This is a genomic window from Serratia plymuthica NBRC 102599 (genome assembly GCF_001590925.1).
GTDB classification, from domain to species: Bacteria; Pseudomonadota; Gammaproteobacteria; order Enterobacterales; family Enterobacteriaceae; genus Serratia; species Serratia plymuthica.
In genome coordinates this window covers 1-16,207 of sequence record NZ_BCTU01000040.1, presented here as the reverse complement: position 1 = coordinate 16,207, position 16,207 = coordinate 1, and the positions used below count along the sequence as shown (strand labels likewise).

Below are 16,207 nucleotides of genomic sequence, written 5' to 3'. Positions count from 1 at the left end.
AATAGAAAAGTTTCCCGACGCGACGCGAGCTGCCGGCCGTTATTTAGCGGCTGCGCGCAGGTCGGTGACGCTGTGGCCGCCGATGCCCCAATTGTCGGTTTCTACTTCATCAATGACCACCACGGTGGTCGCCGGGTTTTTCCCCAGCGTATCCACCAACAGTTGCGTCACGCCGGCGATCAGCTGTTTCTTTTGCTCCGGCGTCGCGCCTTCGCGGGTAATTTTGATATTTACGTAGGGCATGTCTTTTCCTCTGTTATTGATCTGTTATCAATGTAAAAGGCTTTCGCTATCGCTTAAAGCTTTATCGCATCTTGCCGATAAACTAAGAGCAGCACTACCGCAGCCTGAGCGTTTTCATTCTCCTTCGATGGCGATAGTACCCATGACAACCAAGACGAACTCTGGTCTGCTGGCGCCATTCCTTGCCGTCTGCATGCGCGTAAAAACGCAACGTTACTGGCGACAATGTCGGCGTTTGTACACCTTTCAGCCTATCTACCGCACCTCCGGCGCTTTGCTGGCGATAGAGCTGTTAACGGTGGTGTATCACCCCAGTGCGCCGGACAAGCCGCAATCGCCGGAGCGCTATTTCGCCGCCCTCGACGTTCGCTCGCGCCTGCGGATCATTCAGGAACAACTCAGCTTCCTGCAAGGCTGGCAGCCGCATTTTATCCGCCATGCGTTGATGGTGTCGGTCAATATCGACGGTATTGCGCTGCAGGCGTTGCAGCGACATGCTGAGTTGCAAAGGCAGATTACCGCGATGCCCTATCTGCGCTTTGAGCTGGTGGAGCACGCCGGGATGGCGCTGGGCTGTCCGTTGCAGCAAATTACGGGTGCGGAGCGGTTGTGGCTGGATGATTTCGGCAGCGGCTTGGCGAACTTCTGTGCCATCAGCACCTGGCGTTACCAATACATTAAAGTGGCGCGTGAGTTATTCACCCTGTTGAAGCAGACGGAAGACGGCATCGAGTTGCTTTTCACCCTGATCAAAATAATGAACCAGCTCAGCGAAGGGGTGATCGTCGAAGGGGTGGAAACCGAGCAGGAATGGTTGCTGGTGCAGCGTTCCGGCGCATTGGCTGCGCAAGGTTACTACCTTTCCCGCCCGGCCCGTTTTGAAACGCTGCAAACCTTGCCTGTGTTGTTTTCCTCGCCGCCCGCCTGACTCTCTGCCCGCCTAAAGCGTGAACTCTTGCCTATCCTCGGCTAGGCTTGGTAAAGCCTGCTTATCAATTTTACTGGCAGATTAGCGTGTTCAGGGAGCCGATATGACAAGAACGGGAAAAGCTTTCAGCTGGGTTGGCGGCATCGTGCTGCTGGTGATTGCCGCGCTGGTGATCTTTGTGATGACCTTCGACTGGAATCGCCTTAAACCGACCATCAATGACAAGGTGTCTGCCGAGTTGCAGCGGCCGTTCGCGATCCGCGGCGAACTGGGCGTGGACTGGGCGCGTGAGAAAGATGAGGGTGGCTGGCGTGCCTGGGGGCCGTGGCCGCACATTCATGCCGAAGACATTGTGTTGGGCAATCCCAAAAATATTCCCGGCGACAGCATGGTCCAACTGCAACGCGTCGATGTCAGCATCGCGCCGCTGGCGCTGCTCGGTAAAGAGGTGTTGATTCCGCGTATCTGGCTGAAACAGCCGAACGCCACCTTGCAGCGGCTAGCGAACGGCGACAATAACTGGACCTTCAACCTGGCCGGCGATCCCAAACAACCGACGTCCGACTGGTCGGTGAATATTCATGACGTCGTCTTCGATCGCGGTCAGATTGATGTTAAAGACGCCACGCTGAAGGCAGATTTCCGTGCGCTGATTGACCCGCTTGGCAAGCCGCTGCCGTTCAGCGAGGTCACAGGAAAAAAAGACGCCGGCAGTGCGATCACCCCCGACTATGTTTTTGGCTGGAAGGTGAAGGGCAAATACAACGGCGAGCCGCTGTCGGGCAGCGGCAAGATGGGCGGCATGCTGTCGCTGCAGAATGCCGAGGTGCCTTTCCCGCTGCAAGCCGACGTGCGCTCTGGTGCAGCTCGGGTGGTGGTGGTTGGCACGCTGTCCGATCCGATGAACCTCGGCGGGTTGGATCTGCGGGTAAAATTATCCGGCGATAGCCTGGGCAATCTGTATGGCCTGACTGGCGTTCTGCTGCCGAATACCCCGCCGTACTCTACCGATGGGCACCTGATCGCCCGGTTGCACGAGAAAGGCGGCGCGGTGTTCCAGTACCAGAAGTTCGACGGCAAAATCGGCGACAGCGATATCCACGGCAATTTGAAATATATCGCCAGTAAACCGCGGCCCAAACTGAGCGGTGAAGTGCTGTCGAAACAGCTGCGCCTGGCCGATTTGGTGCCGTTGATTGGTGCGGATTCCAATACGGAAAAAGCCGGTCGTGGGGAGAAGAGCCGTCAGCCTGCCGACAAGGTGTTACCGGTTGAGAAATTTGACACCAAAAGCTGGAACCTGATGGATGCGGACGTGAAATTTACCGCGAAACGCATCGAGCGCGGCAACTCGCTGCCGCTGAGCGATCTCTCTACCCATTTACAGCTGGATAACGGCGTGATCCTGATGGACCCGCTGCGATTCGGCGTGGCCGGCGGCAACCTCAACGCCACCCTTCGTCTGGACGGCGGTAAAAATCCGATGCAGGGCCGGGTGGATATGCATGCGCGTAAATTCCAGCTTCAGCAGCTGTTGCCTAACGTGGCGTCGATGAAGCGCAGCCTGGGGCAGATGAACGGGGATGCCAAACTGACCGGCAGCGGTAATTCGGTGGCCGATCTGTTGGCAACCAGCAGCGGCGAACTGCGCATGGTGGTTAACAACGGCGTGATCAGCCGCGGACTGATGGAGATCCTCGGTCTGAATGTGGGCAATTATCTGGTGGCGAAGCTGTTTGGTGACGACGTCGTGGGCATCAACTGTGCGGCGGCGGATGTCGGTATTCGCAATGGCGTCGCCGCGCCGCGGCTGTTCGTGTTTGACACCGAGAACGCCATTATCAATATCAGCGGCAACACCAATTTGGCTACCGAGCGGCTGGATCTGTCCATCGATCCGGAAAGTAAGGGCATGCGCGTGCTGACGCTGCGTTCCCCCTTGTATGTGAAAGGGACCTTCAAGAACCCGGATGCCGGTGTTAAAGCCGGCCCGCTGATTGCGCGCGGTGCGGCTGCGGTGGCGCTGGGCGTGGTGCTGACGCCGGCGGCAGCCTTGTTGGCGTTGGTTTCTCCGAGCGAAGGCGGCGATGAAAACCAATGCGGGCAAATCCTGCAAAAGATGAAGCAAAAGAAATGATCTGTATGGCCCGCCGAGCGGGCCATCTTTAATTCAACACCCGGCAGTCGTGATCCTGAATTTCTTCCGCCGAGGCCAGAGTAAAGGGCAGCAGGCTGCGTTCGGTGGCCAGCAGCAGGAAATCGCCACCTGGGAGTGCGGTCATCGCCAGGCCAAAGCTGCCCATGCGGCCATTGGCGCGTGGGATGCCCTCGGCCAGCAGGCGGAAAGCACCTTGTCTGGCCAATTCGTCAGGCGCGACCCGGCGCACCAGATAATCATGACCCAGTAGGCCACCGGGCAGCGGTTGCCATTGTTCGGTGTAATCCGCCGCAAACTGCGCCAACTGCGTTTTTACCGCCGGCAGCAGGCAGGAAATATGAATGTGCAGCTGATTCTGGCTGCGGCCATACTCGGAATTAATCGCCAGCGAAATATCAGCGTCATCAATCTCTTTGCCATATTTATCCGCCATAAAATGGCGCGCCGCCCAGGCCTGCGCAAAGAAGTTCGGGGTGGTGGCTTCCAGCACCGTAGGGCTTTCAATACCGGTAATTTTAGCGCTTGGCATCAACAGATATTGCAGCGGCCCGTTGCGATCCTTAAACACGACAAAACCGGCCTGTGTGTCAACCTGTGCGCAGGGCGCCGGGTTATTGTACGCCTGCTGGTTGGGCAAGCACTGTTGGCTGACGATGCGCCAAAGCGCGTCCGGATGGGATGATTTCAGCCCGAACCAGGCACCCAATGCAAGGGCGGCAACGATCAGGGGAACAAGGTACCAATACAGCCTGCGGCGCAGAGACATCATCGATTTCCGTTCAACGGGAGGAGCGCACAGCATAGTCTGAATTTATGACAGGAGACAAAGCGGGAAGTGCGGCCCCGCCGGGGGGCCGCAAAACAAGGGTTACAGCGACATATCCCGGGTCTCTTTCATCAGCAGTAAGGCGATCAGCGTGAGGCTGGCCATCGCTGCCAGATACAGACCGACGTAGAACAGACCGTAGTGGGTTGCCAGCCAGGTGGCGATATAAGGCGCCACGGCGGCCCCGAGGATTGACGCCACGTTGTAGGAGAAGGACGCGCCGGTATAACGCACTTCGGTCGGGAACAGCTCCGGCAGCAGCGCCCCCATCGGGCCGAAGGTCAGGCCCATGATGCTCAGACCGCACAGCAGGAAGCCCATCACCAGCACCTGATTGCCGGAGCCCAACAGGCTTGGGAACAGGAAGGCGAAAGCGATCATCAGCAGGGTAATGGCGATCATGGTCTTGCGGCGGCCAAAGGCATCCGCCAACAGGCCGGCAATCGGCACCATCACGCCAAAACCGATTACCGCCACCATCAGCATCCACAGGAAGGTATTGCGTGAGTACCCTAACCCCAGCGGCTGCGCCGTGGTGCCGTAGGTCATCGAGTAAACCGTCATCAGGTAGAACAGGGTATAGGTCGCCAGCATGATGAAGGTACCGAGTATGGTCGCCTTCCAATGCTTGCTCAGCAGGGTGCCGAGCGGGATTTTTACCTGTTTGCCGGCTTTCGCCACCTTGGCGAACACCGGAGTTTCATGCAGCGAGACGCGGACATACAGGCCGATCAGCACTAGAGCTGCGGACAGGATAAACGGCACGCGCCAGCCCCATTCCATAAACTGCTGGTCTGTCAGCAGCCAGGAGAGCAGCAGGAAGGTCCCGTTGGCGAAGAAGAAGCCGATAGGCGCACCCAATTGTGGGAACGAGCCGTACAGCGCGCGCTTTTTAGCAGGAGCATTCTCGGTAGCCAGCAAAGCCGCGCCGCCCCATTCACCGCCCAGACCAAGCCCCTGGCCAAAACGCGCCAGCGCCAGCAGGAGCGGCGCAAAGATGCCAATGGTTTCATAGCTCGGCAGCAGGCCGATCAGCACGGTAGAAATCCCCATGGTGAGCAGCGAGGCGACCAGCGTCACCTTGCGGCCCACGCGATCGCCGAAGTGACCGAACAGCGCCGAACCAATCGGGCGTGCAATAAAGGCGACGGCGAAGGTGGCCAGTGATTGCAACGTGGCCGTGGTCGGGTCGCCCTGCGGGAAGAAGATATGCGGGAAGACGATCACTGCGGCGGTGGCGTAAATATAGAAATCGAAAAACTCGATGGCGGTACCGACCAGCGAGGCGACAATCACTTTTCCGCGTGAGTTTACCGGTGTTGACGCCTCGTCGGCGTCCAGAGTTGGTGCGATGGATGCTTGCATAGTGTTTCTTATTTTTTGAATTTGTAAAAATCCATCTTAGTCATAGCAAAATGCCTTTTCAATGATGAAACTTTGTACAATACCGTCATTGACCGGTTAAAAAGCTTAATGTTTCAGTACTGTAACTCCCTTTAGGTTTTAACGTTGCAAAATGAATAATATACAGATTTAATTGCTGTAAAAATCGTAAAGAAAAGTTAGTCGGTAGTTTGTTATGCTGGTTTTGAGACAGTGAAAGGTTTGATTTTGGTGGTGTGTGCTGGTGTTTTAGTGTTATCTCAGAATAAAACACCAGCCATCGAATGATGGCCGGTATGATTGCATTGCTTCAGGGGGCCGGCTGCTCGGACGTCGGCAGGGTTTTATCTTCTTTATACTGCGCGGTGGCGATCCAGGCGGCGCAGAACAGCGTCAGGCGGGCAAAGAAATAGAAGAACGCCATCAGCCCAATCACCGAGCCAAAGGCGGCGCCGGAAGGGGATTTGGCCACCTGCGGCAGCGTCATGGTCATCACAAACTTAATCACTTCGAAGCCGATGGCGGCGAGCAGCGTCCCGCGCAGCAACGCCTTTTTCTTTGGCTTATGGCGTGGCAGCATCCAGAAGATCCACAGGAACAGCAGGTAGTTGGCGAGAATGGAGATCGACAACGCAATCAGCGTCATCGCAGGCCGCAGCCATTCTATGCCTTCCAGGCCCAACGCGCTGACGATCGCCGCCTGTGCCGAACCGGCGATGGAGGTCAGCGTCAGGGTAATAATCAGCGCCACCACCAGGCCGGTTAGCGAGATAAAGTCGCGGGTATATTTGAAATAGAGCTTTTCCTGATCCTGCGGATTACGTTCCCACACGTCACGCGACTGTGCCCGGATCGCCTCACGCAGATTGCCCATCCAACTGATCCCCGAATACAGCGCCAGCGCCAGGCCTGTCAGCCCCACCGTAGTGCGTTGCTGAATGGCGGTATTAACGGTATTTTTCAGCGTGCTGGCCAGCGTAGGATCGCTGATGCTGCCGACAATTTTATTGATCAACCCGGCCAGCAGGTCAGGATTGGACGCCAGTACAAAGCCGACGGCGGCGAACGACACCATCAGAATCGGAATCAGTGAGAGAAACGAAAAATAGGTGATGGCGGCGCCAAACTGGCTGCCCAGACGATCGTTAAAGCGCTCGGTGGCGCGCAGCAGATGAGCGATGCTAGGCCAGGCCTGGATGCGCTCGACCAGCCGTGAAAAGCCGGAAATGTGCCGGTCAATTTTTCCGTGGCCGGTTTTGATACCGATCAGGGTTTTTTGCGGCGTTTCATTGTGGGGCTGACGGGGTTCTTTATCTGATCCTGTAGGCATTACGTCACGATTTCCTTAACGATAAATAGGCTGTCTCAGTCTTGATTATAGCCAAAATGCTCGCCGATTGGCCGTCGGGGCGGCAACCGGGCAATTTGTGAGCTTATCGCGTTGCCTGCCGGGTGAAATCTTATTGCTTGCCGATAGGTAAAATTCTTATATCAACCGCTCTGCCAGAGCGGCTTTTTTCATTCGTCGGCCGCCAATTTTTATCTATTTCATCACCAAGAAAGCGTTTACTCATGAGGTGGCGCTGCGGTGGTTCAACCGCAGCGTTACTGCAGCCGTAGGGGCTGGAACGGTTTCACCTGTTATCAATAGATAAAATGGAAGGTCATATGAAATTACTTAATCATCCCACCTGTCGTCCGTTTACCGAAGCGGGCACTTTGACACAGATTTCCGCCTACTATGAGGAAGAGCGGCACATCATGTGGATGCTGCTGCGCGCCGAGCCGCGGCCTTGCTTCAATCAGGCGCTGATCGAGGACATCATGACGTTGGCGCAGGCGGCGAAAGAGTCGTCGCTGCAGTTTGATTTTTGGGTGACCGGTTCGCTGGTGCCGAACATGTTCAACGTTGGCGGCGATCTGCAATTCTTTGCCGAAGCGATTAAAAACCGCAAACGTGAAGCGATGATGGCTTACGCGCGCGCCTGCATTGATTGTGTGCACGCGGCGGCGCGCGGGTTCGATACCGGGGCGGTTAGCATTGCGATGGTGGAGGGCAGCGCGCTGGGCGGGGGGTTTGAAGCGGCGCTGGCGCACCATTTCGTTCTGGCGCAGAACAATGCGCGCATGGGCTTCCCGGAAATTGCCTTCAATCTGTTCCCCGGCATGGGCGGTTATTCGCTGGTGGCGCGCAAAGCGGGCATGCGCTTGGCCGAGGAGCTTATCTGGAGCGGCGAGTCGCACACCGCCGAATGGTTTGAAAGCCGTGGCCTGGTCGATCAACTTTTCCAGCCCGGTGACGCCTATATAGCCACCCGTACCTTTATCGATACCATCCGGCCCAAGCTGAACGGCATGCGCGCCATGCTGCGCGCTCGCCAGAGGGTATTGCAGCTTACACGTTCGGAGTTGATGGACATCACCGAAGATTGGGTGCATTCGGCTTTCACTATCGAGGAGAAAGACCGCGCCTATATTGAACGTTTGGTCATGCTGCAGGATCGTCATACGCTGAACCTGCGCCGTGCCGGCTAATGTAAACCTGCCCGCATCACGCTGAGGGTGGTGACGGGCAATAAGACCGCAGCCAATGTTCCAGCTGTTCCGGGAGCATTGGCCGCGCAAACAGGAACCCCTGTTTCTCGTCCACGCCAACCTCATCCAGGAACCTGTTCTCGCTTTCTGTCTCAACGCCTTCGGCGATCACCCGGAATTTCAGCGCCTCGGCCGCCGCGACGATGGCGCGCACCAGCGATTGCGAAACCGGATTGAAATTCACGCCGCGCACAAAGCTTTTATCCAACTTAATGGCATCCAGCGGGATACGCGCCAGCTGCGCCAGCGAGGAGTAGCCGGTGCCAAAATCATCGAGATGAACTTGCGCGCCCAGTTCACGCAGCCGGGTGATGACCGCGCGTGCGCGTCTCTCATCCTCAATCAGGCTGCTTTCCGTCAGTTCGAAGTCCAGCAGGCACGGCGTCAACTGGTTGTGCTGCAACACGTCGATAAGATCTTCCACGATGGAATCATCGACCAACTGCCGTGCGGAAAGATTTACGGCGACCCGCAGCGCCAGCCCTTGCTGCTGCCACTGGGCGGCCTGTTTGGCCGCAGTCTGCAGCACCCATCGACCGAGCGGGCCGATCAGCCCGGATTCTTCAGCGTAAGAGATAAACTGTAACGGCGGGATCAGACCGCGTTCGGGCGAGTCCCAACGTACCAGGGCTTCCACGCTGTGCACCATGCCGCTGAGCGCATCGATTTTCGGTTGGTAATAAACCACCAGTTGATTCTGCTCCAGACCCTTGCGCAGGTTGGTGTCCAGCCACATATATTCAGCGACGCGTTTGTTCATTTCCGGCGAGAATACGGTAAAGGTGCGTTTGCCGCGCTCTTTGGCGACGTACATGGCGGTATCGGCGCTGCGGATCAGGCCGTCGAGATCGTTACCGTGTTCCGGGCACAGCGCGATGCCAATCGAACAACCGGTATAGACTTCGATAAGGCCGATGCGGAAGGGCGTTTTCAATCGGTCGATAATACGCTGGGCAAGCTGTTGCAGCACCTCGCGGTCGGCCTGTCGGGCCAGCACCAGGAATTCATCGCCCCCAAGACGGGCCAGAACCTGATCGGGCTCCAGACAGCCGAGCACCGCCAGCGACACCTCAACCAGCAAACGGTCGCCGAACATATGCCCGTAGGCGTCGTTCACCTTTTTGAAATTATCGAGATCGAGGTACACCAGCCCAACGTTGCTGTCACCGCGTTCCGCGATCGCCTGGATGATTTTGTCCTGAATGGCGTTGCGGTTGGGCAGGCCAGTGATGATATCGGTATTGGCCAGCATCCGCAGGCGTTCCTGGGCGCGGCGTTCTTCGGTGATGTCCGTACCGGAACAAATCAGGAAGACTTCGTTTTTCCCGCTACCGCTGTGGACGAATTTGTTGCGGAACAAAAACAGCCGCTCGCCTTTTACCGTTTTGACCCAACGTTCCACCTCGTAGGACGAACCATTACGGAAAAAACCGGCGATATTTCGCCGCGAGGCCGCCGCTTCTTCCGGGCTCATAAACAGCTGAAAGACGTTTTTGCCAATGACATCATGTTCATGCAGACCGGTGTATTCTTCGCTCAGACGGTTGAAACGCTGGATGCGGCCATGCTGATCGACAATCACAATCACCGAATTGGCTTCGGATACCACTTGCTCGGCAAAGGAAAGCCCATGCACCAGGTCACGGGCGACCGACTTGGTGTCGCTGAAAGCGGAGGCGGTGCCGGCCCATTCCAGTTTGTTGATCCGGCGGCCCACCAGATGCAAATGTATCGGCTCGCCGACCAGCGAAATAGAGATATCCAGGCTGGCGGTAATGCCGCTCAGACGCCGTATTTTTGCCGCCTGTATGGCGCTGAGCGCCACGGCCATATGGGCTTTGCCTTTGACTGCGGACAGCTCCAGGGCATTGCTGTCGAATGCCAGCCGCCAGTAGGGGCTGCTGGTGCCAAAGTGGGCGTTCAGGAGCATAGGACCTTGGTCTGCGAACATGATGATTCCTCAAAAGGGCACGACAGCCAGGTTTCCGCAATGAGCGTAGCCGCAGTTTTCAGGCTCGGTAGCGGCCGCAGTGCACGTATCTCCATCATATAACACGTTTTTCACGGGCGGGCATGGGTGATGAAACTATTATATAAGCAATAATTAGTTTTGCTGTGTAAATGTCCCACTGTTGCCGGTTGCTTTGAGTGTAAGAGAAAAATCTTCAATCAAGGGACATTCGTACGATTTTTGCGCATTGGATACCGCCATATTGTTGAAGGGCGGTTGTACTGGATGAGGCTAAATTATAATAAAGGCGGCGGACGGCAGGAATAACCCCATTGGGGTGAATTTTAATTTTCTCAGGCAATCAAAATTTCCGGACCCTAGACACTATCTCCATAATTTACTCAAAGTTGTCGAATAAACCTGTTTTGGGTTTTAAAAAATTTACACAGCATCGCATTACTCTATGTTTAACGGCCTACTATTATCCCCGACGAACGAAAGAAGAGCCTGTTCACGTACAGCGCTCCTGATGAAGAATAATTTTAAGGAAATGATTATGCGTAAACTGACCGCTTTATTTGTAGCTTCTACTCTGGCGCTGGGCTCTGCTTCCATGGCCTTCGCTGCGGACACCACGGCGGCGCCGGCAACTGCTGCGGATGCCGCCCCGATGAAAATGATGCACCATAAAGGCGAAGGTAAAGGCGGGCCGTTTGCCGGCCTGAACCTGACTGAACAGCAGCGCCAGCAAATGCGCGACATCATGAAAGAATCACACCAGAATCGCGGTGCGGGCGTAAAAGAGGAGCGTCAGGCGTTGCACAACCTGGTGGCTAGCGACAGCTTCGATGAAGCAAAAGCAAAATCCCAAATTGATGCCATCAGCAAAGCGCAGTCCGAACATATGTTGGAACGCGCCAAAGCGGAAAATAAAATGTATAACCTGCTGACCCCTGAGCAGAAAAAACAATACAATGAGAATTATCAGAAACGCGAACAGAAAATGATGGACCACATGAATAAAATGAAATCGAAAATGGCGACCGAGCAGTAATAGCGTCATGGGGTAAATAAAAAGGGCCAGATTATTCATCTGGCCCTTTTGCTTATCTCACTTCAACTTACCTTCCCGTTAAACAACGGGTTTCCCTTGGTATTGCGTGCGAGTGAGTGAGCTTCCTGTCAATCCCGGTTAATTTTTTTAAATTGACGAGTGGTTTCGGTTAACGCTAGTTCAGTAGGCAAACGCTCCATGGAGCTGGCACCGTAGAAGCCATCCACCAAAGGACAGTGCCGCATGATATATGCGGCGTCTTCAGGCGTGGCTATTGGACCTCCGTGACAAAGGACGATCACGTCTTCGCGGATCCGTTTGGCAGCCTGGGCCCAATCGTTAATCAACGGGATGCAATCGGCCAGGGTCAGAGCCGTTTCCGCGCCAATATTGCCGCCGGTAGTTAGCCCCATGTGCGGTACTATGATATCGGCACCTGCCTCAGTCATCGCTACCGCATCTTGTGCATTGAAAACATAAGGTGTGGTCAGCAGATCTTTTTCATGCGCCAGACGAATCATGTCCACCTCCAGCGCATATCCCATACCGGTTTCCTCCAGATTGGCGCGGAAGTTGCCGTCAATAAGACCCACCGTTGGAAAGTTCTGCACCCCGGCGAAGCCCGTGTTCTTAATCTCATCAAGAAACTTGTCAAAATGGCAGAAAGGATCCGTACCATTAACTCCAGCCAAAACAGGAGTGTGTTTGACCACGGGCAAGACTTCTTTGGCCATATCCATGACGATTTCGTTTGCGTTGCCATAGGCCAGCAAACCTGCCAGGGAGCCTCGACCCGCCATGCGATAGCGGCCCGAGTTATAAATGACAATCAGATCGATGCCGCCGGCCTCTTCGCATTTGGCTGAGAGCCCGGTGCCGGCACCTCCGCCAATGATAGGTTCACGGCGGGCAATCATTTCCCTGAATTTAGTAAGTAGCTCCTGTCGGGTATGTTTGGCCATTTTTAACTCCAATCAATAAGTACGAGATATCTCCCTAAACTGTTGCACGGCGATGTCGGCAAAGCGGGGATCGTTGATGTTATAAGGGGTTCTGATCAGACGGTGTTTTTCCGTGGGTCGCCATGTCATTTCCAGCGCGTTGACGAAGGCTGCCAAAGCTTCGGGATCCCAGAATGCTTGCCCAGGGGCATCGAGAGCGGAAACGCCACCTTCAGGGATCAGAAAGCGAATCTCCCCGGTGCACGTATTCAGCTTTTCACCAATCCAACGGCCCATTTGGGCATTTTCTTCTGGCGTAGTCCGCATCAGAGTCACTTGGGCATTATGGTTATAGAACTGACGCTCAGCATAACGAGCGGGGATGGTGTCTGGGTGGCCAAAGTTGATCATATCTAGGGCACCGCAAGACATGACACAAGGAATGCCAGTACGGGCTATGGCATTGAAGCGATCTTCGTTACAGGCCAGCACGCCGCCAAACAGGTAGTCGCAGACTTCAGTAGTAGTTAAATCGAATACGCCATTTAACAGGTGGCTATCAACCAGCTTTTCCATCGCCCTGCCGCCGCTGCCGGTTGCATGGAATACCAGACAATCCCATTCCTTTTCAATTGCGGCTGTCACCTCCTGAATGCAAGGAGTAGTGACACCAAACATGGTGAGCCCAACGGCAGGTTTACTGTCGGTATCTGCCGGAGTGGCAAAGCGAACGGCGCCGGCGATTTGATGGGCGGCATTTCCTAAAACGATACGGGAAATACGGTTGAGACCGGCTACGTCGGTAACCGAGTACAGCATGCCAATATCACTTGCACCAACATAGCCGGAGGTATCACCGGATGCCATGGTCGAAACCATTAGCTTTGGCAGGCCAATGGGTAATTGCTGCATGGCGGGTGTAATCAATGCAGTGCCGCCGGAACCGCCGAGGCCAAGTAAGGCCGCAACATCCTGACGCGAAAGCATAAACCGCTCAAAGGCGATGGACATAGCGGCAATCGCTTTACCGCGATCTCCGCAGAATACCGCGTTTTCGCCTTCTGGGTGGTAGCTGGCGACGGTGGCGGCGGAAATATCGGCAGGGTAGCGGGCCGGAACGTGATGGGTGGATAAATCAATGGTTAGCGTGGGTAACCCGATATCGGCGATAAGGCTGCGGACATAGGCCAATTCTCGTCCTTTCGTATCCGCCGTTGTCGCGATATAGATCGTCGCCTGATTATTGTTCATTAGCCTGTTCCTGAATGATAGGTTCGGATGGCCGCCACGCTATATTAATTATAATTTAATAAGTTAACTAAATTGAATCCCTGGTGTTGACTAATATTACTGAGCGTAGTCGGTGAATTCATCATCATAATGAGACTGCCGTATCATTTGTGCAAGAGGTTTGAGCACAAAAATGAGATTAGCGTCTCATATTATGAAAGAACGGAAAAATTAACGCCTTTTCCTGCGTGGCGTAGCGCTAGCCAAGTTTGTTACAGTGGTGTTTATTCGCCTGAGCTATTGTTCTGGCAAGCGTTATCTTGGTGAAAGAGGTCGCCGTGCCATTAAATGTATCCCCAAATCTGACCCATACTCGCGCAAGAACCCGCAAGCTGTTACTTGACAGTGCGATGGTGTTGTTTGACGGTGGGACTTTTCCCTCAATTACCGAACTGGCCCTGCATGCGCAGGTTTCGCGTGCTACGGCTTATCGCTATTTTCCTACGCAGAGTGCGTTAGTCGCTGCTGTGGTTGCGGAGAGTTTGGGGCCTATTCTGGAGTGGCAACCAACGGACAATGACGCTCGGGCGCGCATTCAACAGTTGCTGAGTTTTGCTTATCCACAGATGGAGCAACATGAAGGTGCTTTGCGTGCCGCATTGCAACTTTCGCTCCAGCAATGGGCCGAGGCGCGTTCCAGTACCATTAAGCCGATAGAAAAGCTGGTACGCGGCAACCGCAAACGTCTGCTGAAGCTGGCGGTAGAACCGTTACAGGATAAACTGCCGCCAGAGGCGTTACAGAGGGTGATTCATTCTTTTTCACTGATTTATGGTTCGGAAGTTTTTCTGGTACTGAAAGATATTTGGGGTTTGGATCTCGGCGGCATTCAGGATGTGACGCAGTGGATGGCGAAGGCCATTATTCGGCAGGCCGAAGAAGATGCGATGAACAGCAGAAAACCGTTAGCATGATAATCCAATTTTCAACGTTCTTCTCGGTCAAAACCAGCACATTTCACTGAGTAAATATCGGCAATTCTTATAATTTAAAGTGATAAGAGGGGCTGGCAAGCTATTTTTAATAGGCCTAAGGGAAAATAGCCCTCGGCCTTTTTGTTTTTATATTATCCATATTTATCATTGGATTATATTTTTATCCACCGCAATTAAAACGCTCTCTCCGGCCATTTATGGTCATTTGAAATCCTTATGCATCCCCTCTCCTTGACATAACGTTTATCGGTCCCAATCAGGCTGTCTCGCTATTGACCCATTAGGCGTGCTTGAGATTGTTGTGCTTTATTTATTTGGTGTTACGAAACTGTTACACAAAAAAACCAATAAAACATTTGCAAACAACAATGGATGGTATCTGGGATGGAAAATAAACGTAGAGGACCCAAGCCTGTTCAGGCGGCCTTTGGCTGGCCTGAAATTGGCGTGAATCGTGCGCAATGGAGCGCAGTGCTTTTATGTCTGGCGGCGATCGGCGGAGCGCAGGCCGCACCCTATGTCGAGAGCGGCAGGCAGGGCGATCCGGCCAGTTGGCGCAGTAATGAATTCAACGCTGAATGGGGCCTGGGGGCGATCCATGCAGAGCAGGCCTACGCCGCCGGTTATACTGGAAAAGGCGTTAAGCTCGGTATTTTCGATCAGCCGGTGTATGCCCAACATCCGGAGTTCGCCAGCCCGGGCAAGGTGATCAACCTGGTCACGACCGGCATCCGCGAGTACACCGATCCTTACATCCCGGTGAAGAAAGGCGACGCATTCCGTTATGACGGCACGCCGAGCGTGGATTCAGACGGCACGCTCGGCTCACATGGCACCCATGTGGGCGGTATCGCAGCCGGCAACCGCGATGGCGGCGAAATGCATGGCGTGGCGTTCAATGCGCAAATCATCAGCGCGGAAAACGGTGACCCGGGGCCGGAAGACGGCATCATTCTCGGCAACGACGGCGCGGTATACCAAGCCGGTTGGGATGCGCTGATCGCCAGCGGTGCGCGCATCATCAATAACAGCTGGGGTATCGGCATCACCGAGAAGTTCGATGAAGGTGGCAAGGATCCGGCTTACCCTCACTTCACGCTCGCCGACGCGCAGAAACAGTTCGATCAAATCAAACAGATACTGGGCACCAAAGCCGGCGGCGCCTATCAGGGCGCTATCGATGCGGCGCGCAGCGGCATCGTCACCATTTTTGCCGCCGGTAATGACTACAACCTGAATAACCCGGATGCGATGGCCGGCCTGGCCTATTTCGTGCCGGAGATTGCCCCCAACTGGCTTTCCGTCGCCAGCCTGCAAGATCCGAACAATAGCGGCGATTACAGCATCAGCACCTTCTCTTCACGCTGCGGTTATACCGCCAGCTTCTGCGTTGCCGCGCCGGGCAGCAAAGTTTACAGCTCGATCATCGAAGGCAACAGCCTGGAGAATCTGACCACGGGTTACGCCAAATACAGCGGCACCTCGATGGCGGCTCCGCACGTGGCCGGCAGCATTGCGGTGCTGATGGAGCGCTTCCCGTACATGACCGGCGCACAGGTCGCTTCGGTACTGAAGACCACCACCGTCGATATGGGCGCGCCGGGTATCGATGCGCTGTTTGGCTGGGGGATGATCGATCTGGGCAAAGCGATTCGCGGTCCGGGCATGTTCGTCACTGAACAGGACATTCCGGAGGAATTTCGCGTCAGTGGTGCCTATGGTCCCGAGCAGTTTGTGGTGAATTTACCGGGCATCGGCGCGGTACTGGACAAGGGCAAACCGACCGAACGGGTGTGTGACGATATTCACTGCGGGCTGGACGTCTGGAGCAATGCTATCTCAGGCCACGGCGGCCTGACCAAGCAGGGTGTTGGCACCCTGGTGCTGACCGGTGCCAACACCT

13 protein-coding genes are annotated in these 16,207 nt (G+C 55.0%); 6 read left to right on the top strand and 7 right to left on the bottom strand.

From position 1 onward, the window contains the following. Nucleotides 1-39 precede the first annotated feature (39 nt). The gene (locus SPL01S_RS22765; RefSeq protein WP_004951695.1) at nucleotides 40-243 is read right to left on the bottom strand and encodes a 2-hydroxymuconate tautomerase family protein; all 204 of its coding nucleotides are present in this window, start codon (nucleotides 241-243) and stop codon (nucleotides 40-42) included. 142 nt (nucleotides 244-385) lie between these two features. Between SPL01S_RS22765 and pdeH the strand changes: the two genes are divergently transcribed. Beyond that, nucleotides 386-1,171, top strand: coding sequence for a cyclic-guanylate-specific phosphodiesterase (pdeH, locus tag SPL01S_RS22760; RefSeq protein WP_081113180.1), 786 nt, complete (start codon nucleotides 386-388; stop codon nucleotides 1,169-1,171). 103 nt (nucleotides 1,172-1,274) lie between these two features. Then, on the top strand, nucleotides 1,275-3,308 hold the full coding sequence (locus SPL01S_RS22755) for an AsmA family protein (protein WP_063202967.1): 2,034 nt from the start codon (nucleotides 1,275-1,277) through the stop codon (nucleotides 3,306-3,308). 28 nt (nucleotides 3,309-3,336) lie between these two features. On the opposite strand, the gene SPL01S_RS22750 is transcribed toward SPL01S_RS22755, so the two are convergent. The 3 genes from SPL01S_RS22750 to yhjD form a co-directional block, all read right to left on the bottom strand. After that, entirely contained in the window at nucleotides 3,337-4,098 is a 762-nt protein-coding gene (locus tag SPL01S_RS22750; protein WP_081113179.1) for a CDP-diacylglycerol diphosphatase, read from the bottom strand. Between the two features lie 99 nt (nucleotides 4,099-4,197). After that, nucleotides 4,198-5,520 carry an MFS transporter gene (locus SPL01S_RS22745; protein ID WP_063202963.1) on the bottom strand — a complete coding sequence of 441 codons (1,323 nt, stop codon included), beginning with the start codon at nucleotides 5,518-5,520 and terminating at the stop codon, nucleotides 4,198-4,200. Nucleotides 5,521-5,848: 328 nt separating this feature from the next. Further along, nucleotides 5,849-6,868, bottom strand: a complete 1,020-nt coding sequence (gene yhjD / locus SPL01S_RS22740; protein WP_063202960.1) for an inner membrane protein YhjD — start codon at nucleotides 6,866-6,868, stop codon at nucleotides 5,849-5,851. A gap of 338 nt (nucleotides 6,869-7,206) precedes the next feature. On the opposite strand from yhjD, the gene SPL01S_RS22735 reads away from it, so the two are divergent. After that, nucleotides 7,207-8,073 (top strand): crotonase/enoyl-CoA hydratase family protein, encoded by an 867-nt coding sequence (locus SPL01S_RS22735; RefSeq protein ID WP_006328758.1) that lies wholly within the window; start codon nucleotides 7,207-7,209, stop codon nucleotides 8,071-8,073. 16 nt (nucleotides 8,074-8,089) lie between these two features. Here SPL01S_RS22735 and pdeR read toward each other — a convergent pair whose 3' ends face one another. Then, the gene (gene pdeR / locus SPL01S_RS22730; RefSeq protein ID WP_063202959.1) at nucleotides 8,090-10,084 is read right to left on the bottom strand and encodes a cyclic di-GMP phosphodiesterase; all 1,995 of its coding nucleotides are present in this window, start codon (nucleotides 10,082-10,084) and stop codon (nucleotides 8,090-8,092) included. 556 nt (nucleotides 10,085-10,640) lie between these two features. Here pdeR and spy point away from each other — a divergent pair. Next, nucleotides 10,641-11,138, top strand: coding sequence for an ATP-independent periplasmic protein-refolding chaperone Spy (spy, locus tag SPL01S_RS22725; protein ID WP_062869022.1), 498 nt, complete (start codon nucleotides 10,641-10,643; stop codon nucleotides 11,136-11,138). A gap of 128 nt (nucleotides 11,139-11,266) precedes the next feature. On the opposite strand, the gene SPL01S_RS22720 is transcribed toward spy, so the two are convergent. Continuing rightward, nucleotides 11,267-12,100 (bottom strand): phosphoenolpyruvate hydrolase family protein, encoded by an 834-nt coding sequence (locus SPL01S_RS22720; RefSeq protein ID WP_063202957.1) that lies wholly within the window; start codon nucleotides 12,098-12,100, stop codon nucleotides 11,267-11,269. A 12-nt stretch (nucleotides 12,101-12,112) separates the two neighbouring features. Then, nucleotides 12,113-13,330, bottom strand: a complete 1,218-nt coding sequence (locus SPL01S_RS22715; protein WP_063202955.1) for a Tm-1-like ATP-binding domain-containing protein — start codon at nucleotides 13,328-13,330, stop codon at nucleotides 12,113-12,115. Between the two features lie 317 nt (nucleotides 13,331-13,647). Between SPL01S_RS22715 and SPL01S_RS22710 the strand changes: the two genes are divergently transcribed. Beyond that, entirely contained in the window at nucleotides 13,648-14,283 is a 636-nt protein-coding gene (locus tag SPL01S_RS22710) for a TetR/AcrR family transcriptional regulator (RefSeq protein WP_004951666.1), read from the top strand. 405 nt (nucleotides 14,284-14,688) lie between these two features. Further along, the coding region (locus SPL01S_RS22705) for a S8 family serine peptidase (protein WP_174523971.1) at nucleotides 14,689-16,207 on the top strand (1,519 nt) is incomplete at its 3' end.

What these genes read in the sequence shown, in the direction of transcription:
- SPL01S_RS22745 (WP_063202963.1), bottom strand. Translation starts at nt 5,520, where the DNA reads ATGCAAGCATCCATCGCACCAACTCTGGACGCCGACGAGGCGTCAACA.
- SPL01S_RS22765 (WP_004951695.1), bottom strand. Translation starts at nt 243, where the DNA reads ATGCCCTACGTAAATATCAAAATTACCCGCGAAGGCGCGACGCCGGAG.
- SPL01S_RS22750 (WP_081113179.1), bottom strand. Translation starts at nt 4,098, where the DNA reads ATGATGTCTCTGCGCCGCAGGCTGTATTGGTACCTTGTTCCCCTGATC.
- SPL01S_RS22755 (WP_063202967.1), top strand. Translation starts at nt 1,275, where the DNA reads ATGACAAGAACGGGAAAAGCTTTCAGCTGGGTTGGCGGCATCGTGCTG.
- yhjD (WP_063202960.1), bottom strand. Translation starts at nt 6,868, where the DNA reads ATGCCTACAGGATCAGATAAAGAACCCCGTCAGCCCCACAATGAAACG.
- pdeR (WP_063202959.1), bottom strand. Translation starts at nt 10,084, where the DNA reads ATGTTCGCAGACCAAGGTCCTATGCTCCTGAACGCCCACTTTGGCACC.
- spy (WP_062869022.1), top strand. Translation starts at nt 10,641, where the DNA reads ATGCGTAAACTGACCGCTTTATTTGTAGCTTCTACTCTGGCGCTGGGC.
- pdeH (WP_081113180.1), top strand. Translation starts at nt 386, where the DNA reads ATGACAACCAAGACGAACTCTGGTCTGCTGGCGCCATTCCTTGCCGTC.
- SPL01S_RS22735 (WP_006328758.1), top strand. Translation starts at nt 7,207, where the DNA reads ATGAAATTACTTAATCATCCCACCTGTCGTCCGTTTACCGAAGCGGGC.
- SPL01S_RS22720 (WP_063202957.1), bottom strand. Translation starts at nt 12,100, where the DNA reads ATGGCCAAACATACCCGACAGGAGCTACTTACTAAATTCAGGGAAATG.
- SPL01S_RS22715 (WP_063202955.1), bottom strand. Translation starts at nt 13,330, where the DNA reads ATGAACAATAATCAGGCGACGATCTATATCGCGACAACGGCGGATACG.